Origin of the sequence: Bradyrhizobium sp. 199 (assembly GCF_023073355.1) — a bacterium.
Lineage (GTDB): Bacteria > Pseudomonadota > Alphaproteobacteria > Rhizobiales > Xanthobacteraceae > Bradyrhizobium.
In genome coordinates, this window is record NZ_JADPJI010000008.1 from 55,081 (window position 1) to 76,293 (window position 21,213).

General features: G+C 65.2%; 20 protein-coding genes. 14 read left to right on the top strand and 6 right to left on the bottom strand.

What is annotated here, in order from left to right:
- Window positions 1-50: 50 nt before the first annotated feature.
- Together IVB28_RS22770 and IVB28_RS22775 are read right to left on the bottom strand one after the other, a co-directional pair.
- Window positions 51-1,346, bottom strand: coding sequence for a glycosyltransferase family 87 protein (locus tag IVB28_RS22770; protein ID WP_247529189.1), 1,296 nt, complete (start codon window positions 1,344-1,346; stop codon window positions 51-53).
- Between the two features lie 184 nt (window positions 1,347-1,530).
- Window positions 1,531-3,153, bottom strand: coding sequence for a helicase HerA-like domain-containing protein (locus IVB28_RS22775; RefSeq protein ID WP_247529190.1), 1,623 nt, complete (start codon window positions 3,151-3,153; stop codon window positions 1,531-1,533).
- 344 nt (window positions 3,154-3,497) lie between these two features.
- Here IVB28_RS22775 and IVB28_RS22780 point away from each other — a divergent pair, with 344 nt between their 5' ends.
- From IVB28_RS22780 to scpA, 8 genes are all read left to right on the top strand, one after another.
- A complete protein-coding gene (locus IVB28_RS22780) occupies window positions 3,498-3,863 on the top strand; it encodes a DUF2267 domain-containing protein (RefSeq protein ID WP_247313707.1) in 366 nt (121 codons plus the stop codon).
- Window positions 3,864-3,896: 33 nt separating this feature from the next.
- Entirely contained in the window at window positions 3,897-4,304 is a 408-nt protein-coding gene (locus tag IVB28_RS22785; protein ID WP_247529191.1) for a DUF4332 domain-containing protein, read from the top strand.
- Between the two features lie 191 nt (window positions 4,305-4,495).
- Window positions 4,496-5,356, top strand: a complete 861-nt coding sequence (folP, locus tag IVB28_RS22790; protein WP_247529192.1) for a dihydropteroate synthase — start codon at window positions 4,496-4,498, stop codon at window positions 5,354-5,356.
- Complete coding sequence (gene folB, locus IVB28_RS22795; RefSeq protein ID WP_247316710.1) at window positions 5,353-5,721, top strand: dihydroneopterin aldolase; 369 nt, start codon at window positions 5,353-5,355, stop codon at window positions 5,719-5,721. The genes folP and folB overlap by 4 nt, the downstream gene beginning before the upstream one ends.
- The gene (gene folK, locus IVB28_RS22800; RefSeq protein ID WP_247529193.1) at window positions 5,721-6,212 is read left to right on the top strand and encodes a 2-amino-4-hydroxy-6-hydroxymethyldihydropteridine diphosphokinase; all 492 of its coding nucleotides are present in this window, start codon (window positions 5,721-5,723) and stop codon (window positions 6,210-6,212) included. The genes folB and folK overlap by 1 nt, the downstream gene beginning before the upstream one ends.
- An 81-nt stretch (window positions 6,213-6,293) precedes the next feature.
- On the top strand, window positions 6,294-8,165 hold the full coding sequence (locus IVB28_RS22805) for a methylmalonyl-CoA mutase family protein (protein WP_247529194.1): 1,872 nt from the start codon (window positions 6,294-6,296) through the stop codon (window positions 8,163-8,165).
- The gene (locus tag IVB28_RS22810; protein WP_247529195.1) at window positions 8,162-8,626 is read left to right on the top strand and encodes a GFA family protein; all 465 of its coding nucleotides are present in this window, start codon (window positions 8,162-8,164) and stop codon (window positions 8,624-8,626) included. Before IVB28_RS22805 ends, IVB28_RS22810 begins: the two co-directional genes overlap by 4 nt.
- Before the next feature lie 16 nt (window positions 8,627-8,642).
- Window positions 8,643-10,799, top strand: a complete 2,157-nt coding sequence (gene scpA, locus IVB28_RS22815) for a methylmalonyl-CoA mutase (RefSeq protein ID WP_247530139.1) — start codon at window positions 8,643-8,645, stop codon at window positions 10,797-10,799.
- A gap of 148 nt (window positions 10,800-10,947) precedes the next feature.
- On the opposite strand, the gene IVB28_RS22820 is transcribed toward scpA, so the two are convergent.
- Window positions 10,948-11,610, bottom strand: a complete 663-nt coding sequence (locus tag IVB28_RS22820) for an SRPBCC family protein (RefSeq protein WP_247529196.1) — start codon at window positions 11,608-11,610, stop codon at window positions 10,948-10,950.
- A 22-nt stretch (window positions 11,611-11,632) separates the two neighbouring features.
- Here IVB28_RS22820 and IVB28_RS22825 point away from each other — a divergent pair, with 22 nt between their 5' ends.
- The 6 genes from IVB28_RS22825 (at window position 11,633) to IVB28_RS22850 (ending at window position 18,179) form a co-directional block, all read left to right on the top strand.
- Entirely contained in the window at window positions 11,633-12,625 is a 993-nt protein-coding gene (locus IVB28_RS22825; protein ID WP_247529197.1) for a tripartite tricarboxylate transporter substrate binding protein, read from the top strand.
- Window positions 12,626-12,886: 261 nt separating this feature from the next.
- Complete coding sequence (locus IVB28_RS22830; protein ID WP_247529198.1) at window positions 12,887-13,390, top strand: tripartite tricarboxylate transporter TctB family protein; 504 nt, start codon at window positions 12,887-12,889, stop codon at window positions 13,388-13,390.
- 4 nt (window positions 13,391-13,394) lie between these two features.
- Window positions 13,395-14,906, top strand: a complete 1,512-nt coding sequence (locus IVB28_RS22835) for a tripartite tricarboxylate transporter permease (protein WP_247529200.1) — start codon at window positions 13,395-13,397, stop codon at window positions 14,904-14,906.
- A 51-nt stretch (window positions 14,907-14,957) separates the two neighbouring features.
- A complete protein-coding gene (meaB, locus tag IVB28_RS22840; RefSeq protein ID WP_247529202.1) occupies window positions 14,958-15,947 on the top strand; it encodes a methylmalonyl Co-A mutase-associated GTPase MeaB in 990 nt (329 codons plus the stop codon).
- The gene (locus tag IVB28_RS22845; protein WP_247529205.1) at window positions 15,944-16,600 is read left to right on the top strand and encodes a pyroglutamyl-peptidase I; all 657 of its coding nucleotides are present in this window, start codon (window positions 15,944-15,946) and stop codon (window positions 16,598-16,600) included. Before meaB ends, IVB28_RS22845 begins: the two co-directional genes overlap by 4 nt.
- Window positions 16,601-16,808: 208 nt before the next feature.
- Window positions 16,809-18,179 carry a TIGR03808 family TAT-translocated repetitive protein gene (locus tag IVB28_RS22850; protein WP_247529207.1) on the top strand — a complete coding sequence of 457 codons (1,371 nt, stop codon included), beginning with the start codon at window positions 16,809-16,811 and terminating at the stop codon, window positions 18,177-18,179.
- A 24-nt stretch (window positions 18,180-18,203) separates the two neighbouring features.
- Here IVB28_RS22850 and IVB28_RS22855 read toward each other — a convergent pair whose 3' ends face one another.
- The 3 genes from IVB28_RS22855 to IVB28_RS22865 form a co-directional block, all read right to left on the bottom strand.
- Window positions 18,204-18,881: a TIGR03809 family protein gene (locus tag IVB28_RS22855; protein ID WP_247530140.1), complete on the bottom strand. Its 678-nt coding sequence runs from the start codon at window positions 18,879-18,881 to the stop codon at window positions 18,204-18,206.
- 164 nt (window positions 18,882-19,045) lie between these two features.
- Window positions 19,046-19,288, bottom strand: coding sequence for a hypothetical protein (locus IVB28_RS22860; RefSeq protein ID WP_247529209.1), 243 nt, complete (start codon window positions 19,286-19,288; stop codon window positions 19,046-19,048).
- Window positions 19,289-19,498: 210 nt separating this feature from the next.
- On the bottom strand, window positions 19,499-21,211 hold the full coding sequence (locus IVB28_RS22865) for a S8 family serine peptidase (protein ID WP_247529211.1): 1,713 nt from the start codon (window positions 21,209-21,211) through the stop codon (window positions 19,499-19,501).
- Window positions 21,212-21,213: the final 2 nt, after the last annotated feature.

Here is a 21,213-nt window from a genome sequence, read left to right on the forward strand (position 1 = left end):
GAGTCTTAAGACGGCGTTTCAAGATGCCAGGGTTTTAACTCCGTCGCAGGCTAGGAGCCAGCCGCAACCGACGGATGGCGGATGTGCCATGCGAGCGTACCCGCAAGAACGGCAGTCGCGAGAAGGTTATTGCCCCACGCCTGGAACGCAGTTGGAAACCACGGCAACGCCAGCAGGATGAGAATGCCGCCAGCTCCGAGGGCGAGCCAGGTTCCCAGGCGTACCTTTGGCCGCGTGTCGAAGGCAGCGCGATGCATCAAGACCGTCATCGGGAAGAACAGCCACATGAAATAGTATTGCCGCGCCAGGGGCGAGGCCACCGTGATCAGGCAGAACAGGATGCCGAGCTCCTCGGCATCCGAGCGCGCCGTTCGCCGCGCCTGCCGTGGCATGATCGCGACGAAGCCGAGCCCGAGCAATGCGGAGAACGCCAGCACGATCCAGTTTGCGGTCCTGTAGTCGACGTCGATGATGTTCATCGTGCGCGGCGGTTTATTGGGACTGTCCTGATTGTAGTTGATCGGGCGGACCAGGCGGTGCGTGACCGCGATCAGCGACTGGTTGACCCACGACCAGTTCTGCTCCTCGCGTTGGCCAAAGCCCTTTTCCGAGCTCGTTCCGACCATCCCCTGACACCAGAGCGCAAGCTCGGCCGCATTGCGCTCGAAGCCGCGGATCGGGGCCGGCACGACAAAGAGAAGAATGCCGGTGAAGGCGACCGTAGCGACGACAGCCTCCCATTTGCGCCGCCAGATCAGATAGGGCAGCACCACAATCGGAAACACCTTGATGGCGGCGGCGAGCGCGAACATGAAGCCGGCGAGCCATGACCGCTGATGCTGCAAGCTCCAGAAACCGTAGAGCATCATCGCGAGCAGAACGAGGTTGGGCTGGCCCAGGTCGAACATGTCGAACACGAAGGGCACGGTGACGACAGCAGGCAGCGCTTCCAGCCAGGGACCGGGCTTGCGGTCCGAGCCGGTCATGACGTGGGAGAACGTTCCGGCGTACCACCACGCCACCGCATTCAGGATCGACAGGACGACGTAGAGCGGGATCTTGCCGAACCAGCTCGGGATCGCCAGGAGGATCGCCGGGAGCGGTGGATAGATGAACTCGAAATATTCGATGGCCGTGGCGGGATAGAATGGCTCGCCCCGCAAGACCTGCTGCCCGGCCCAGTACCACAGCGGGTAATCCTTGGTCTTGCCGCTGCCGAACATCTCGGGGACGAGCACGTCCGCGGTCAGCAGGATGCAGCAGAGCAGAAAAAGCAGGTCCAGCGGCGCGCGCAGCGAGAGGCGTCTGGGCGCGTCAGGCTTGGCTAACCGGGCGGGCGATGTCACGGGAGTGGTCCTGTGCGGCGATGGACAGGACCTAGCAGACCGGCGCAGGGTTGGAGAGCCCCTCACCTGAAATTGTAGCGCTGGTGATCCGGCCCTCCCCGCGAGCGGAGCGAGGCCGGATCACAACAGGAAGCGGATTGCCTCAACGAGGTCTTGAAAGATGTCTTGAAATCAGCTGCCTGATCTAGCGCCGCAGCAATCCCCCGAGCGCGCCGCGGACCAGCGTGCGGCCGATCGAGCCGCCGAGCTGGCCGCCGACCGACTTGCCGATATTGGCGGCCATCCCGCCGATCACCTGGTTGGTGACCGATCGTGTTACGTCCCGCGCAATGACCTGTCCGGCCGACAAGCGGCCCCGCTTGAGGTTGGTGCCGAAGATGGTGCCGACGATCGAGCCGATCTGGCCCAGGATACCGCCGCCGCTTGCGCCAGCAGGGCCGTCCGCTGTGGCCGCCGTGCCGGCGATGCGCTTCTGAATGATCTCGTAGGCGGACTCGGCATCGACCGCGGTGTCGTATTTTCCCTTCAGCGGGCTTGCAGCCATGATCGCCTTACGCTCATCCGGCGTGATCGGTCCGATGCGGGCTGATGGCGGCCGGATCATCACCCGCTCCACCATCGCGGGCGTGCCGTTGCCCTCCAGGAAGGACACCAGCGCCTCGCCCTTGCCGAGCTCCATGATCACCTTGGCCGTGTCGAGCTTCGGGTTGGGCCGGAAGGTCTGGGCCGCAGCGGCGACCGCCTTCTGGTCGCGCGGGGTGAAGGCGCGCAGCGCGTGCTGCACCCGGTTGCCCAGCTGTCCGAGCACGCGGTCGGGCACGTCGACCGGGTTTTGCGTCACGAAGTAGACGCCGACCCCCTTGGAACGGATCAGGCGGACCACCTGCTCGATCTTGTCCATCAGCGCCTTGGGCGCGTCGTTGAACAACAGATGCGCCTCGTCGAAGAAGAACACGAGCTTTGGCTTCGGCAGATCGCCGGCTTCGGGCAGCTCCTCGAACAGCTCCGACAACATCCACAGCAGGAATGTCGCGTAAAGCCTGGGGCTCTGAAGCAATTTGTCGGCAACCAGGATGTTGACCATTCCGCGGCCCTCGCGGTCGGTCTTCATGAAGTCCTTCAGCGTCAGCGCTGGCTCGCCGAAGAATTTGGTGCCGCCCTGGTTCTCCAGCACCAGCAGCTGGCGCTGGATGGTGCCGACCGTGGCCCTGGTGACGTTGCCGAACCCCTGCGCCGCCTTCTTGACGTCGGCCAGCGGGCTCTCTTGGGCATCCGCGCCCTTCTTGCCTGTATCCGGCACGATGGCGTCGAGCAGCGCGCGCAGGTCCTTCATATCGATCAGGGTGAGGCCGGCATCATCGGCGACACGGAAGGCAACGTTGAGCACGCCTTCCTGCACATCGTTGAGGTCCAGCATGCGCGCGAGCAGAAGCGGCCCCATTTCCGTGACAGTGGCGCGCACCGGGTGGCCCTGCTCGCCGAACACGTCCCAGAACACCGTCGAGAACTGGTCGGGCTGGAACGTCAATCCCATCTCGGAAGCGCGCTTGAGAATGAAGTCCGCGGGCACGCCGATCTCGCAGATGCCGGAGAGGTCGCCCTTGATGTCGGACGCGAAGACCGGAACGCCGGCACGCGCAAATCCTTCTGCCATCACTTGCAGCGTCACCGTCTTGCCGGTTCCGGTTGCACCCGTGACGAGACCATGGCGATTGGCGAGCGCCAGCGTCAGCCATGCCTGCTCGTCTCCCTTGCCGACGAAGATCTTGTCGTCGGTATCGCCGAGCTTGCTGTCCTGTGCGGTCATTATTCTCACTGATATCTCTGCCGGGTTTCGCGTATTGAAACTCAATGCGGCAGTTCCGTAGTTTAACGCATGTCGCACGTCGATTGAAGCCGTTCAACGCGCCCGAGATGCGACATTGTCGGATAGGTGGACGACATCAGCCGAAAGTAGGAACGAGGTGTTCGCAACGCGGCAATTTTTCGCCGATTCCATCTCCGCTCTTGCACCGCTGCAACACTTTCCGCGCGTTCGAAGATGAATCGCGACGACGGCTGCGTTCATCGCTTGTATTTCACATCACACCGGCTCAAGATCATTTTCGAAAGCAATACTCCGGCAAGCAAACCGGCTGAGGGGCGGGCCTTATGGACGAGCTGATCGGGCGGCTGGCGACAAACGCCAGCATAGATGGTGCTGTCGCTGAAAAGACCGTCGGTATCATCCTGGGCTTCCTCCGCAGCGAGGGTCCTTCCGATAGCGTGCAGGCCCTGATCGATCAGATCCCCGGAGCGGAAGCCGCGATCGAGGCGTCCAGGAGCGGCGGCGGACTGTCGCGGCTGATGGGTGGCGGCTTGATGGCAGTGGGCACGCGCCTGATGGGCCTCGGACTTGGCATGTCCGAGATTCAAAACGTCGCTCGTGAACTTTTCCGCTTCGGCCGAGACAAAATCGGAGCAGATCAGATGGGCAAGATCGTTGCGGGGACGCCGGGCCTCAGCCAGTTCGCCTGAAGCCTGGGCATTTCATATTTCATATCGAGTATCATGACATATCCGATCTCCGAGATTGAGGGCCTGTCGGTCTTTGCCGCCAACAAGTTAAAGGGGCAGGGCATCCGCACCACCGATGCGCTACTCGAGGCGGCCGGTACGGTGAAGGGCCGCAAGGCGCTTTCCGCCAAGACCGGCATCAGCGAGCAGCTGCTGCTGGAATGGGCCAACGTCGCCGACTACATGCGCATCCCCGGCATGGGCCGCGCCAAGGTCGGCCTGGTCCGCGCCGCCGGCGTCACCACCGTGCGTGAGCTCGCCTACCGAAATCCGGCAAGGCTCGCCCAGAGCATGCGCGACGCCAACGAGAAGAAGAAGCTGCTCCGCATCTTGCCTTCCGAGAAATCGGTCGGCGACATCATCGCCAAGGCGAAGAAGCTGCAGCCAAAGATTACGTATTAGGCTTCCTTCTCGGCGTACGACCTGCAGTGTCGGCGCTCGGCGTCATACCCGCGAAGGCGGTATCCGGTACGCCGCGCCCGCCTCCGTATCACGCCCACTGCATCGGGATGCTCGATTGCCCGCCTTCGCGAGCAATGACAGTGGAGGTGTTGGTCTTGACTCCCCCTCCCCGACCGCGCAAAGCCACGCGCATGAATGCCTCGCCTTCCCCATCCGTCCCGCCGGCCGGCTCGGCCGGGCCAGGTACGCTGCGGACCCTGCTGGAACGGCCTGTCCCGGCAGTGATGGGCGTGCTCAACATCACCCCGGACTCCTTCTCCGATGGCGGCGAGTTCATCGCGCCCGAGCAGGCGCTCGCGCGGGCGCGGGCGATGATCGTTGATGGCGTCGACATCATCGATATCGGCGCCGAGTCCACCCGGCCCTACAGGAGCGCGAAGGCAGTTACGGCGGATGACGAACTCGCCCGGCTGAAGCCGGTGCTGGCGGGCGTGGTTGCACTCGGCGTGCCGGTCTCGATCGACAGCATGAAGGCGGAGGTGGTGGCCTTCGCACTCGATCAGGGCGCGGCAATCGCCAACGACGTCTGGGGCTTGCAACGCGACGCCGCGATGGCGCCATTGGTGGCCGCGAAAGGCGTTCCCGTCATCGTCATGCACAACCGCGACGACGCCGATCCCGCCATCGACATCATCACGGACATGAAAATGTTCTTTCTGCGTTCGCTGGATATCGCCGCAAAGGCCGGCATCGCGCGCGACAAGATCGTGCTTGATCCCGGCATCGGTTTCGGCAAGACCGCCGAGCAGAGCATGACCGCGCTGGCGCGCTTACGCGAGCTCGAGATGTTCGGCCTGCCGATCCTGGTCGGCGCCTCGCGCAAGCGCTTCATCGCCTCGGTGTCGCCGTCCGAGCCGAAGGAGCGGCTCGCCGGCTCGATCGCAGCGCATCTGATCGCCGCGCAGCGCGGCGCAAAAATCATCCGGACCCATGACGTCGCCGAGACCTTGCAGGCCTTGCGGGTCGCGAACGCAATCGAGGGCAAGCAATGACCGATACGATCTTCGTCACCGGCCTGTCGATCCACGCCCGCCACGGCGTGATGGATCACGAGACCGAAGTCGGCCAGCGTTTCGTCATCGATCTCGAACTCTATACCGATCTGTCGGAGCCCTCGCGCAGTGACCGGCTCGCCGATACGGTATCCTACGCCGACGTCGTGGCGACCACGACGGCGGCATTCAAGAACACCAATTACAAGCTTTTGGAGCGCGCCGCCGGCGCGGTGGCCGACGCCATCCTGTCCAACTTCCCGCGCATCCGCGCCGTGAAGATCACCGTGCACAAGCCGCATGCGCCGATCGCCGCGATCTTCGACGACGTCGGCATCATGCTGACGCGCTCGCGGCATCCCTGATGGCCAGCGTACTGATCGCACTCGGCGGCAATGTCGGCGATGTCCGCGCGACATTCGCCAAGGCGATTGCGCATATCTGCGGCATGGCGCAAGCCGCGCTGATCGCGCGCTCGTCCGACTACGCGACGCCGCCCTGGGGCGACGAGGACCAGGCTCCCTTCATCAATGCCTGCGTCGAGATCGAGACCGGCCTCGATCCGCACGCGCTTTTGTTCGTGCTGCAGAAGGTCGAGCAGAAATTCGGCCGCACGCGGGACAAGGCGAGGCGGTGGGGTCCGCGCACGCTCGACCTCGACATGATCGCCTATGACGATGTGTCCTTGCAGAAGCCCGACCTGACCCTGCCGCATCCGCGCCTGTTCGAGCGCGCCTTCGTGCTGGTGCCGCTGGCCGAAATCGCGCCGGACCGCGTGATCTCAGGCATTCATGTCCGTGACGGCCTCGCCAGCGTCTCGACGCAAGGCATTGAGCGGCTTCCGGATACCGGTTAACCAAAAACAACCGTTTGCAGGGACCATCCGCCGTGGCAATTTCGCCTGCGAATAACCAGATTTTCGGGAGCCCCTCGCCGCATGACCTCCGTGACTGACGACCTGCCGCTGGCGGCGGATTTTCCCCAAGCAACCGTCGAAGACTGGCGCAAGCTGGTCGACGGCGTGCTGAAGGGCGCGCCGTTCGAAAAGCTGGTCGGCAAGACCTATGACGGAATCAAGATCGAGCCGCTCTATCCGCGCGCCAGAGGCGTTGAGCCCGTGGTGGGGCGGCCGGCCGCCGCGCCCTGGCAGATCATCCAGCGGATCGACCATCCCGATGCGGCGCTCGCCAATGCGCAGGCCCTCACCGATCTCGAGAACGGCGCGACCGGGCTCGCGCTGGTGTTCGCCGGCGGCAGCGGCGCTCATGGTTTCGGCCTGGAACCGTCGGCCGAGGCGGTCGCAAGAGTTTTGAAGGACATTCACCTCGATGCCGGCATCGGCCTCGAACTCCAGATCGGGCCGCAGTCGCGGATGGCCGCGATCCATGTCGCGGAATATGTGAAGAGCCGCGGCCTTGACCCCGCCGCCTGCGACATCCGCTTCGGGCTCGATCCGCTCGCAGCCGCCGCGGTGTGGGGCCATAGCCCCTATACGTGGGAGGAAATTATCCCGGCCGTCGCCGGCGCCATCAAGGGGCTCGCCGGGCTCGGCTTCAAGGGACCGTTTGCCTCGGCCGATGGACGCGTGATCCACGACGCCGGCGGCTCGGAGGTGCAGGAGCTCGCCTTTGTGCTCGCCTGCGGCGTCGCCTATTTGCGCGCCATCGAGGGCGCCGGCGTTCCGCTTGAGCAGGCGCAGGGCATGGTCTACGCGCGGCTTGCCGCGGATGCAGATCAGTTTCTCACCATGGCAAAATTCCGCGCATTGCGGCTGCTGTGGGCCCGCATCGAGACGGCGTGCGGGCTGACGCCAAAACCGCTGTTCATCGCCGCCGATACCGCCTGGCGCATGTTGACGCAGCGCGACCCCTACGTGAACATGCTGCGGGCGACCATCGCGACGTTCGCCGCCGGGCTCGCCGGCGCCAACGCGATCACCGTGCTGCCGCACACGCTGGCGCTTGGCCTGCCCGATCCCTTCGCGCGGCGCGTGGCGCGCAACACGCAAGCCCTGCTGCTGGAAGAGAGCAACCTTGCCAAGGTCAGCGATCCCGCGGCAGGCAGCGGCGGCATCGAGACGCTGACGGCGCAACTGTGCGAGGCGGCGTGGGCTCTATTTCAGGAGAGCGAGAGAGCCGGCGGCGCGTTTGCCGCGCTTCAGCAAGGCCTGTTCCAGAGCAAGGTCGCGGCCGCTCGCAAAGCGCGTGACGCCAACATCGCAAAACGCCGCGACGTGCTGACGGGCGCCAGCGAGTTTCCGAACCTGCACGAGAGCGAAACGAACGTGCTCAAAGCGACCCCGGTTGCGCTAGCACCGTACGGCGAGCAAAAATACAAGTTCGATGCGCTGCCGCCGATCCGGCTTGCGCAACCGTTCGAGGCGCTGCGCGACAAGTCCGATGCGGCGCTTAGGTTGCGCGGCGCGCGGCCGAAAGTATTTCTGGCCAATCTCGGCACGCCCGCCGATTTCACCGCGCGGGCGACCTTCGCGAAAAGCTTCTTCGAGGCCGGCGGCATCCAGACCGTCGACACCGAGGGCTTTGCCGATCCGGCCAAGCTGGCGGCCGCTTTCAAGGCGTCCGGCGCCGAGCTTGCTTGCCTCTGTTCGAGCGACAAGGTCTATGCCGGTCAGGCGGAACTCGCTGCCCGGGCCCTGCAAACGGCAGGCTGCAGACATATCTATCTGGCAGGCCGCCCGGCCGATGCCGAGGCGGCCTTGCGCGCGGCCGGCGTCACCGGTTTCGTCTTCGCCGGCGGCGATGCGCTTGCGACACTGCAAGACGCCTATCGACGGATGGAGCAGCCATGAACGACACCAGCAAACCCGTTCTCACCGGCGGCTGCCAATGCGGGGCGGTACGCTTCGGAGTCACGACGGCGCCGAACAGAGTCTCGATCTGTCACTGTCGGATGTGCCAGAAGGCGGCCGGTGCGCCGTTCGCCTCCTTTGCCGACATCACCAAGACCGATTTTGCGTGGACCAAGGGACAGCCGTCGTTCTTTCGCTCCTCCTCGATCGCCGAGCGCGGCTTTTGCGCGGCGTGCGGCACGCCGCTGAGCTTCGGCCGCATCGACGGCGACCGAATCGAGATCATGACCGGAGCCTTCGACCGCCCCGACCGGGTGATCCCGACGCGGCAGTTCGGCACCGAGTCCCGCCTCGGCTGGGTCGTCGGCATCGCCAATTTGCCGAGCCAGACCACGCAACAGAATTACGGACCGGAGAAGATGGCGACCATCGTCAGCCATCAGCATCCGGATCATGATTGATGATATGGTTGAAGCCATGAGCCGCATTCCCAATTTCGCCAACGTCGCCTTCGAGCGAGCCGCCACCGGCACGCCGACCGGCGACGCCGAGCCGTGGCTGACGCCCGAGGGCATTCTGGTGAAGCCTGCCTATGGCGAGGCTGATCTGGCCGGGCTCGATTTCCTCGAGACCTATCCGGGCATCGCGCCTTATCTGCGCGGCCCCTACCCGACCATGTATGTCAACCAGCCCTGGACGGTCAGGCAATATGCCGGCTTCTCCACGGCGGAGGATTCCAACGCGTTCTACCGTCGCAACCTGGCGGCCGGACAGAAGGGCCTTTCCGTCGCGTTCGACCTCGCCACCCACCGCGGCTATGACAGCGATCATCCGCGCGTCGGCGGCGACGTCGGCATGGCGGGCGTTGCCATCGATTCCATCTACGACATGCGCACGCTGTTCGCAGGGATTCCGCTCGACCAGATGAGCGTGTCCATGACCATGAACGGCGCGGTGCTACCGATCCTCGCGCTCTACGTCGCGGCCGCCGAGGAACAGGGCGTGCCGCCGGAGAAGCTGTCGGGCACCATTCAGAATGACATTCTGAAAGAGTTCATGGTGCGCAACACCTACATCTATCCGCCCACGCCTTCGATGCGGATCATCTCGGACATCTTCGCCTACACCTCGCAAAAGATGCCGAAATACAATTCGATCTCGATCTCCGGCTATCACATGCAGGAGGCCGGCGCGACGCAGGACCTTGAGCTCGCCTATACGCTCGCCGACGGCGTCGAATATCTGCGCGCCGGCCTTGCCGCCGGCCTCGATGTCGATCGCTTCGCACCGCGCCTGTCGTTCTTCTGGGCGATCGGCATGAACTTCTTCATGGAAGTCGCCAAGCTGCGCGCCGCGCGCCTGCTCTGGGCCAAGCTCTTGAAGCCCTTCAATCCGAAAGACCCGCGCTCGCTCTCGCTGCGCACGCATAGCCAGACCTCGGGCTGGTCGCTGACCGCGCAGGATGTCTTCAACAACGTGATGCGCACGACGGTGGAGGCGATGGCGGCGACGCAAGGCCACACCCAGTCGCTGCACACCAATGCGCTCGACGAAGCGCTGGCGCTGCCGACCGATTTCTCGGCGCGCATCGCCCGCAACACGCAACTGTTCCTGCAGCAGGAGAGCGGCACAACCCGCATCATCGACCCCTGGGGCGGCTCGTATTATGTCGAGCGGCTCACGCGCGACCTCGCGGCGAAGGCCTGGGCCCACATCCAGGAGGTCGAGGAGCTCGGCGGCATGGCCAAGGCGATCGAGGCCGGCCTGCCGAAGCTGCGTATCGAGGAGGCCTCGGCCAAGACGCAGGCCCGCATCGATGCCGGCAAGCAGGCGGTGATCGGCGTCAATAAGTACAAGCCGACCGACGAGGACAGAATCGACATTCTCAAGGTCGACAACTCCAATGTCCGCCGGCTGCAGATCGACAAGCTGACGCGGCTGAAGAGCGAACGCAACCAGAAGGACGTCGATGCTGCGCTCGCGGCGATCACGCGTTCGGCCGGCGAAGGCAACGGCAATCTGCTCGCGCTCGCCATCGACGCGGCGCGGGCGAAGGCGACGGTCGGCGAGATTTCGGACGCGATGGAGAAGGTGTTCGGCCGGCACCGCGCCGAGATCAAATCCATCACCGGCGTCTACAAGCGGGAGGCGTCCAGCATGGGCAATCAGGTCGAGAAGGTTCAGGCGCTGATCGACGCCTTCGAGGAGGCCGAAGGCCGCCGCCCGCGCATCCTGGTCGCCAAGATCGGCCAGGACGGCCACGACCGCGGCCAGAAGGTGATTGCGTCGGCCTTCGCCGACATCGGCTTCGACGTCGATATCGGGCCGCTGTTTGCGACCGCCGACGAAGCGGCCCGGCAGGCAGTCGAGAACGACGTCCACATCCTCGGCGTCTCCTCGCTCGCCGCGGCCCACCTCACCGCCGTGCCGGAGCTGAAGGCCGCGTTGAAGAAGCAGGGCCGCGACGACATCATGATCATCGTCGGCGGCGTGGTGCCGCCGCAGGATTACGACGCGCTCTATGCCGCGGGGGCCGAGGCGATCTTCCCGCCGGGCACGGTAATTGCGGATGCCGCCGAGGAGCTGATCCGCAAGCTGAATGCACGGCTGGGGCATAGCGAGGCGGCGGAGTAGCCGCCGCCTCGCTATTCCGACAAGAAGGACTTTGCGTGATGTGTCTCGCGCCAATGTTCATGCGCGCGCTCGTTATCGCCACGGTTTGCAGCGCGCATCTTCGGGGGCGCGCGGCCGACGGGCGACGCGGACGCGCCGTGAGCGACCACTAACTGGCCCGGGCCAGCGTCCGCGCCAGCGAATCCGTCCAACCGGGAATCCAGGACGCAAACAGGGCTTGCCAGCGATCGGCGTCCGCAGGTTCGGTATCGAGCGCGACCGACCATTCGATGAGAGTACGGTCGCCCTCGGTGATCGGGCGCAGATGCATGGTGCCTTGATAGCGCGTCGATGCCGGCATCTGGGGTCCGTCAGCTTGGGGATACGGCAGCGCTTCGAGTCCGGCATAGGTCAAGGTGTGCTGCCGGTCCGAGTGATCGACCAGGCGTTGGCGGATCCAGCTTCCGAGATAGCAGAAGCGTCTGATGGCACCGACTTCATCGCCGCGCTTGTCGTCTTCGATCACGCTCTCGCTCACGCCGTCGATATAAGCGGGATAGTTGTTGAAATCGCGGATCAGCGACCAGACTTCGTCGAGCGGGTGGTCCAGTACGGCGCTGTAATACGCTTGGGTCATCGATGGCTTTGCCTTTGGCTTCGTTACGCGCGCAGATTGACGGCGCGTGCGGGCAAAACCCACCCGATTTCCGACTGCCCATCCGACGGGCATGCAGTTTTCACACAACATGTCGATCTCGTTGGTAGCGCTACCTTGCGGCGTCGCTGCAAAGCCGACTAGAATGTCGTCATTGACAAGAGCGCCCGACGTCACGGGCGCCGCTGGGAGGCATTCAATGTCCAAGATTTCGCGCCGCACCTTTGCGGCTTCAACGGCCGCAGTCGCGGCATCCGCCGCTTTCGGATTCAAACCCGCACTCGCACAAGCCTATCCGGCCCGCCCGGTCACCGTGATCGTGCCCTGGGGCGCTGGCGGCGGAACCGATGCGACCGCGCGCATTGTCGCCGCGCTCCTGGAAAAGGACCTCGGCCAGCCCTTCAACGTGGTCAACCGCACCGGCGGCTCCGGCGTGGTCGGCCATAGCGCGATCGCGACTGCTCAGCCCGACGGCTACACCATCGGCATGCTGACCGTGGAAATCTCGATGATGCACTGGCAGGGCCTTACCGAGCTGACGCCGAAGAGCTACACGCCGCTGGCCCTGATGAACGAGGACCCCCCGGGCATCCAGGTCTCCTCCTCCTCGCCCTACAAGACGGTCAAGGAGCTTGCCGAGGCGATCAAGGCCGCTGCTCCCGGCAAGTTCAAGGCTTCGGGCACCGGCCAGGGCGGCATCTGGCATCTGGCGCTGGTCGGCTGGATGCAGGCGATGGGCCTGCCCGCCAACCAGGTCGCCTGGGTGCCGTCGAACGGCGCGGCGCCCGCGATGCAGGATCTGGCCGCCGGCGGCCTCGACCTCACCACCTGCTCGGTGCCGGAGGCGCGTGCGATCATCGAGGCAGGCAAGGCGAAGAGCCTCGCCATCATGGCACCCGCGCGCAATCCGGTCTTCAAGGACGTGCCGACGCTGAAGGAGGCGATGGGCATCGACTACGCAACCGGCGCCTGGCGCGGCATCGGTGCACCGAAGAACCTGCCGCCCGAGATCGCAACCAAGCTCACGGCCGCCCTGAAGAAAGTCTACGAATCCGCCGAGTTCAAGGACTTCATGAGCAATCGCGGCTTCGGCACCGTCTGGGGCGATGCAACCCAGTTCGCCGGCTTCATGGACAAGGGCGACGCCCAGATGGGCGAGGCGATGAAGGCGGCGGGACTGAGCAAGGCGTGATCGTTCACCTCTCCTCGCGTGCGGCGAGCTATCGCATAGGAAAAAGAAAGTGGCGAGTAGCTCGCTTGCAGCCCATCCTTCGAGACGCCCGCCTGCGGCGGGCCCTCAGGATGAGGTCGCGTTTTGCGGCGAGATATCAGACCGTCATGGTGAGGCGCCCGTGAAAGCGAGCGTCTCGAACCATGCAGGCCCAACACTTTCGGCATATGCGCTAGCCCAATCCACGCGGCTTCTCGCGGAATTCTGACAGGACTTTTCTCCATGCGTCTTCCCGACTCCGTCACGGGATCGTTTCTCGTCGCGCTCGGCGCGGCAGCCGCCTATGGCGGCTGGATCTTGCCGCCGGTGCCGGGGCAGCCGGTCGGCCCCAACGTGTTTCCGCTGGTGATCGGCAGCGGCCTGGCGCTGTGCGGGGTCGCGATCGTGTTCGGGATCGGCCACTCCTTCGAGGAGGAGGAAGAACTGATCCCGCTGGAGGACGGCCAAGCAGCCGCGCCGCCGCCGCAAGGAAGGCTCGAGAGCAAGCTCTACGGCCTGCGCGCCCTGCTGCCGCCGGCGCTGCTGCTGTTCTACGTGCTTGCAGCCGATCGTCTGGGCTTCATCATCACGGCGGCGATCATGGTCTACGTCACCTCGACCGCGTTAGGGGCCAAGTGGAAGCTGGCGCTGCCGCTCGCCGCGCTCTCGCCGTTCGCAATCCACCTCATCTTCGGCAAGCTGCTCCGCGTGCCGCTTCCCGCCGGCCTGTTGCCAACGCCCTGGTAATCTCATGCTGAAAACCCTGCTTGACGCATTCGCGCTGATCTCCACCTGGGAGGTCATCATCGCGATGTTCGCAGCCTCCGTGTACGGCCTCGTCATCGGCTCACTGCCGGGCCTGTCGGCAACCATGGCGACCGCGCTGCTGGTCCCCGTGACCTTCTATCTGTCGCCGATCGCGGCGATCGCCACCATCGTCGCGGCGTCCTCCATGGCGATCTTCTCCGGTGACATTCCGGGCGCATTGCTGCGCATTCCCGGCACGCCCGCCTCCGCAGCCTATGCCGACGAGGCCTATGCCATGACGCGCAAGGGGCAGGCCGAGCTCGCGCTCGGCGCCGGCGTGTGGTTCTCCGCGATCGGCGGCATCGCCGGCGTGCTATCGCTGATGATCTTGGCGCCGCCCCTTGCCGAGATCGCGTTGTCGTTCTCGACCTACGAATATTTCTGGCTGGCGCTGCTCGGCCTCATGTGCGCCACCCTGGTCGCGCGCTCCTCGCCCGTGAAGGCAATTGCCGGCATGTTCCTCGGCCTCCTGGTGTCCTGCATCGGCATCGAGAATCCCGGTGGTGTGCCGCGCTTCACCTTCGGCCTCACCGATCTGTTCGGCGGTATCGAGCCGATCCCGGCACTGGTCGGCGTGTTCGCGGTGGCTCAGGTGATGCGCGCGATGCTGACGCCCGAGCCGCCGCCGCTGCCGCGACGAAAATTCGGAAGCATCATGGCCGGCCAGTGGAAGCTGACCAAGCAGTATCACTGGCAGATGACGCGCGGGAACATCGTCGGCATCATCATCGGCGTGCTGCCGGGCGCCGGTGCCGATATGGCCGCCTGGGTTTCCTATGCGATGTCGAAACGCTTCTCCAAGGAGCCTGAAAAGTTCGGCACCGGCCATGTCGAGGGCCTGGTCGAGGCCGGTGCCAGCAACAACGCCAGCATCGCCTCGGGCTGGGTGCCCTCGTTGCTGTTCGGCATCCCCGGTGACACCATCGCCGCGATCGCGATCGGCGTGCTCTACATGAAGGGCCTCAATCCGGGTCCGACGCTATTCACCGAGAAGGCGTCGAGCATGTACGCGATCTACCTGATGTTCATCATCGCGAACATCATGATGATCCCGCTCGGCATCGTCATGATCCGCGTCGCAGCCTACATCCTGCTGGCGCCGCGCTCGACCGTGATGCCGATCATCATGCTGTGCTGCGCGGTCGGCTCGTTCGCGATCGGCAACAACATGTTCGGCGTCGTCACCGTCGCCGCTTTCGGCGTGATCGGCTACGTCATGGAGGCGAACGGCTATCCCGTCGCCGCCATGGTGCTCGGCATCGTCATGGGCACCATGGTCGAGCAGGCCTTTGTCACCTCGCTGATCAAGTCCGACGGCAGCATCCTGCCGTTCTTCGAACGTCCGGTGGCGGCCATCCTCGCCGCCATGGCCATCGGCGCCCTGCTTTGGCCGGTGATGGTGTGGGCGTGGCGCAAGGTGAAACCGGCGCAGACGGCGGCGGCAGCATCCCGGTGATATCGGGCGGGCGGCCCTCGCCTGCCCCGCCTCGGCGTTGTAAAGCAGGGCATGACCGAGAAGAAGGCCTCGCTGGACATCAAAACCCTCGCCAAGGAGCTTCGCGACGGTAGCCGCGCGGCGTTGGCGCGGGCCATCACACTGGTGGAGAGCCGGCGGGGTGACCACCAGGCGCTGGCGCGCGAGCTGGTGCAGATGCTGCTGCCTGACACCGGCAAGGCGTTTCGCGTCGGCATCACGGGATCGCCGGGCGTCGGCAAATCCACCACGATCGACGCGCTCGGCATGTACCTGATCGAGCAAGGCAACAAGGTCGCGGTGCTAGCGGTGGATCCGTCCTCGGCGCGCAGTGGCGGCTCGATCCTTGGCGACAAGACGCGGATGGCGCGGCTGTCGGCCTCCGACGATGCCTTCATCCGGCCCTCGCCGTCCTCGGGCACGCTCGGCGGGGTCGCGGCCAAGACGCGCGAGGCGATGCTGCTCTGCGAAGCCGCCGGCTTTGACGTCGTGCTGGTCGAGACCGTCGGCATTGGCCAGTCCGAGACCGCGGTCTGCGACATGACCGACTTCTTCCTTGCACTTATGCTGCCGGGCGGCGGCGACGAGCTGCAAGGCATCAAGAAGGGCCTGGTCGAGCTCGCCGACATGATCGCGATCAACAAGGCCGACGGCGACAACCTCAAGCGCGCCAAGATCACCGCGGCCGACTATCGCGGCGCGCTGCATATTCTCACCCCCCGGTCCGAGCATTGGCATCCGCCGGTCGAGACCTATTCGGCGCTCACCGGCGATGGCATCGCAAAAATCTGGCAGAAGGTTCTGGATCACCGCAAGGCAATGAACGCATCCGGCGACTTCGCCGCGCGCCGGCGCGAGCAGCAGGTGAAGTGGATGTGGTCGATGCTGGAGCAGCGCATGCTGGCGCGTTTACGCAGCGAGGCGTCGGTGCGAACGAAAGTCCGGAAGATCGAGGCTGAAGTCGCCGACGGTCATCTCACGCCGGCCCTCGCCGCCGAGCAGATGCTGGAGCTGCTGCAATGAGGGAAAAACTCCGCATTCTCCTCACCGGCTTCGGACCGTTTCCCGGCGCACCCCATAATCCGACGCAGCCGCTGGTGGCGCGGCTGGCGCAGCTGCGCCGTCCGGCGCTCGACGATGTCGCGATCTCCAGCCACATCTTCCCGGTCACCTATGCCGCGGTCGACCGGCAATTGCCTGATGTGCTCGCGAAAGTGAGGCCGGATGCACTTCTGATGTTCGGCCTCGCGGCACGTACGCCCTATCTGCGCATCGAGAGCCGCGCGCGCAATGCCGTCACCATGCTCTGGCCCGATGCTGCCAACACCCGATCGAGCAAGCGCGGCATCGCCGGCAATGCGGAGGCGATGAGTTTCGGCCCGCATACCGCAAGGCTGCTGCGCGCCGCGCGGCTCACCGGCATCGACGCACGGCCCTCGCGCGATGCCGGCGCCTATCTCTGCGACTATCTGAGCTGGCGCGCGATCGAGAATGTGAAGGCCGGCGGGCCGCGGCTTGCGGCGTTCATCCATATTCCCCTGCTCGCGCGCAGCGGCGCGGTGCGCCGCAAGGGGGCGCCGCGCATCACGCTGGAGGAGCTGGTGGATGCGGGGGAAGCGATGCTGATCGAGATGGTGGGGCTGGCAAGGAAGACGCGGAACACGCGGGTTTCGTAGTTTCGTTGGGTGGGCAAAGGCGCACTTGCGCCGTGCCCACCATCTCGTTCCATCAGTCTTCAAATCGTGGGCACGCTACGCTTTGCCCACCCTAGGCACCGCTCTCCTGCGTAAACATTTAACCCTACCGCGAACAATCCTCACGGTCCCAGCCGCCCTTGCGCTACCTAAATCCGCGCGGACGCCCGCGTCCGCCGGAGGACGCGTCATGGACCTCAATCGCCGTCATCTCATCGGAGCTTCGACCGCAGGCATCGCCGGCGCGCTCGCGATGCCCGCCGACGCCGCGCGTGCGGCGCCGCTGACCTCGCTGCTCGGCCGCGATGTCACGCAATATGGTGTGCGACCCGGCAGCAGCGAGGACCAAACCCGCGCGCTCCAGCGTGCGATCGACGAGGCCGCGCGGGCGCAGATGCCATTGGCGCTGCCACCCGGCATCTACCGCACTGGACTGTTGCGCTTGCCAAATGGCGCGCAATTGATCGGTGTGCGCGGGGCGACAAAATTCATCTTCACTGGCGGGGCCTCGGCGATCCAGAGCGATGGCTCTAATTCGATTGGCCTCACCGGCATCACCTTCGAAGGCGGCGGCATTCCGCTGCCGACGCGGCGGGGATTGATCCAAATCCTCGGCGGGCGCGACGTCCGCATCAGCGATTGCGAGATCACGCATTCGGGCGGCAGCGGCATCTGGCTCGAGCAGGTGTCCGGCGAGATCTCCGGCAATATCTTCACTGACATCGCGGTGACGGCGGTGGTGTCGTTCGATGCCAAGGGCCTTAACGTCTCCCGCAACACCATCCTTGGTACCAACGACAACGGCATCGAGATCCTGCGCACCGTGATCGGTGACGACGGCACGCTGGTGGCCGACAACCGCATCGAGAACATCAAGGCGGGCCCCGGCGGCTCCGGACAGTACGGCAACGCCATCAACGCTTTCCGTGCCGGCAACGTGATCGTGCGCGGCAACCGCATCAGGAACTGTGACTACTCCGCAGTGCGCGGCAACTCCGCTTCGAACATTCACATATCAGGCAATAGCGTCAGCGACGTGCGCGAGGTCGCGCTCTATTCGGAGTTCGCGTTCGAGGCCGCGGTGATCGCCAACAACATAGTGGATGGCGCCGCCGTCGGCGTCTCCGTCTGCAATTTCAACGAGGGCGGCCGCATCGCCGTGGTCCAGGGCAACATCATCCGCAATCTGATCCCGAAGCGGCCGATCGGCACCGCGCCGGACGACGATGCCGGGATCGGCATCTACATCGAGGCGGATTCATCGGTGACCGGCAACGTGGTCGAGAACGCGCCTTCCTATGGCATCGTCGCCGGCTGGGGCAAATATCTGCGCGATGTCGCGATCACCGGCAACGTGATCCGCAAGGCACTGGCGGGTATCGGCGTCTCCGTCGTTCCGGGCGCCGGCATCGCACTGGTCAACAACAACATGATCTCGGAGACCCAGCGCGGCGCCGTGGTCGGCCTCGATCATGCCCGTGCCGTGACCTCGGACCTGTCAGCGGACGGCGCGCAGCGGTTCGCGCAGGTGGTCCTCGGCGGGAATGCAGTGCGGCGGTAGGCGTGGCTGGCGCCTGAACGGCTCTTAGAACGCGTTCCTGAGCAGCGGGTACTTGGCTTCCAGACCGTCGAGGCTGAGAGTGAATTCGACCACGCGCTCGGGGGCTGCGACGATTTCGGCCGCGGGCGGGGCGAACTGCGGCAGGAGTGCTGCCATTGGCGCAGCGACCGGCGGCCTCACATCAGGCGCGGTGAGTGGCGCCATCGCGGCGGGTGCGGCGAGCGGCGACCTCACGGCAGGTGCAGTGAACGGCGCCCTCGCAGCGGGAGCCCTCAGCGGCGGGATCTCGGCGGGCGCCGTGAGCGGCGCAGGCGTGGCGAACGGCGCGATCGGGGCTTCGGTGATCTCCGCCAGAACGTCCGGCTTCGGATCGAACCTGACCGGCACGGCCGTCTCGGGGGCGATGTGGACGGCCTTCGGCTGCATGGTCTGCGCCTGCTCGCGCGGAAACACGCGGGGCATCGTCGCCGGCGACCAGCCGAACGCGGGCTTCACGCTCGCAGCCGCCTCGGCGACGTCCCCGCCGGTTGCAAGCGCGCGCCAGGTCTGAACGGCAAGCTTGGCTTCCTGGATGTTTTCGAGGAAGGCGATCTCGGAATGATAACGGCGCCAGCGGCCGGTCTCGAACATCTCGGAGAGATGTTGCAGCCGCTGCTCGGCGAGAGCGCACCAGCGTGCCGCGACGTCGCGGCCAACGGCCACGGCGCGAACAGGCGCGCAATCAGATTCTTGGCGATGTGTCATGAACCAGCCCGTCAGGGAAAAACACGGACGCGGGGACGCAACGCACACGAATCAATTTAGACGCGACATGAATATTTTGTGGAAAAGCTTTGTCTTGTCCAGCAACGACCCGGCTTTCGTCGTCAATCACCGTAGTCGTGCGGATATTTGCTTTGTTTTTGAGTCAAGCTTCGCACAAGCATAACCGGCTTGCGGCGTGCCGGGTGAGCGATCACAACGAGCGCGGCTGCGATCCTCAACTGCAAGCTGAACGAGCGCGAGGCTTCAAAGATGCCCACATCTTCGGTTCTAATTGAATCAGAGCGGAAGCTCTGGATTTTCGTTTTGACGCTTTCGTCGCGCGAACCGGCACCCACTTCGCTCAAAAACGCTCTGAAAAGAAAAGACCCGTCCGGGGGGACAACCGGACGGGTCGAGCCATATGGGCGCTTGGGGTGGATGGGCGCTCGCGCCTAATATGACTGATGGGGAGGGATGACCGCTCCCACATAATTTGGTCGTGGCAACTTGGCTGAACGTTCAACGCGGCGGTCGCTTTTTTGATCTTCGGTCCGCGCGCAACTTTGTCGCAGCCGCTATCGCGCCGCCGGCCTATCCGCCTGAGAAATCGTGGATTTCTCGTCAGCACTCGACAACGAGGGTTGTTCGATCGCGCGGCTGCCGGGCTGATCGCGACGTGTCCCGGCATCTTCACGTTTTGTTGTACCGGACGCAGCCGCAACCGGCGTCGCGCTGTCGGCGGGAACGGCCATGACCGCGGCGAACGCATCGGTCTGGCCATCGCCGAAAAGCTCGTCACGCCCGGGGGAGCCGAGATCGCGCGCGGTCTTCGCAAGCGTCATGCGCAGCGCCTCCGGCTTCAAGGCGTAGTTTCGCTCGAGCAGCAACGCCGCGACGCCGGAGACATAGGCGGCCGAGAACGAGGTCCCCGACGTCATCTGGTATTTGCCGTCCGTCGCCGGCAGGAAGATGTCGACCCCGGGCGCCGCGACCGCGATGTAGTTGCCGCGGTTGGACGCGGTGAACAGCCTGTCCTGCTGGTCGGTCGCGCTGACCGCGATCACGTTGGGATTGGCGGCCGGATAGAGCGGCGGCGATTTCGCGCCTGCATTGCCGGCGGCCGCGATCAGCACGAGGCCGCGCGCCGCGGTCGCCGCGATGGCGCGCTCGATCACCGCGTCCTTTGGGCCGGCAAAGCTCATATTGACGATCTGCGCGCCGTGCTCGGCGGCGTAATTCAGCGAGCGTAGGATGATGTAGGACGAGCTCTCGGCGCCGCCGTTGGTGCCGCCGAAGGCGCGGATCGCGATGATGCGCGCCTCGGGCGCGCTGCCCATGAGCCGGTCATGCGCCACGATGGCGCCGGCGACGCCGGTGCCGTGGACGTGCGGCCCCTCGGTGCTGCCGAGCGCATCGAAATTGTCGGCGACGGAATTGGCGAGTTCGGGATGTCTGACATCGATGCCGGAATCGATCACGGCAACCGTGACGTTCGCGCCGTGAGCCAGCGTATGCGCCTGCGGCAGGCGGAGTTTTGTCAGTGCATATTGCGCAGGATCGCCTTCGCTCGGCGGGGCCGATTTCTGGTCCTGGAGCACATAGCGGAAGTTGGCCTGGACCGAGCGCACGCTGCCGTCGGCCGCGAATTCGCGCCGCACCGTCTCGTAGGGCCGGCCGTCGGTGATGCGGAACAGACCGAACGTGGCTCCGATCAGCGGGAAGCTCTCCGAGGAGACCCGCGTCAAGCCGTGCCGGCGGGCAAGCTCGTCGGCATCGCCGGGCGACAGCGTGCCATCGATCTCCGCCACGAATTCGTTGGCGAAGCTGCGCGAGGCTGCAACCGACGTGTTGTTGCCACGCCCCTTGCCGGCACTTTTCTTGGCCGATTTTCCGGTGCCCTGCCCGCCTGCGTTCGGCTTTCCTGTGCACTCGCCGTCAGCATCAGGATAGGGCGCGGTGCAGGCCGCATAGAGGTTCGGCGAATAGCGCGCATAGGGCAGCACGGGCGTCGTCGGCCGGATGCGCAAAGTCGTGGTGTGGGGAATGGCCGCGATCGTCCGCGGGCCGCGATCGACCCTGACCGCGCGTGCGGCGATATTGGGGCTGACGCGCGGGGTGATGCTAGGAGAGATGGTCGGCGTTCGCGTCGGCACGCTGATCGTGGGCGTGCGCATGATCGCCTGCCCCTGCGCAACCTCGACGCCGAGGCAGGCGGCGATCAGAAGTGCAGCGCCGACCGACGAAGCGTAGACCCCGGCGCGCACCCTGCTATCGGACTTGCCTGTCATCG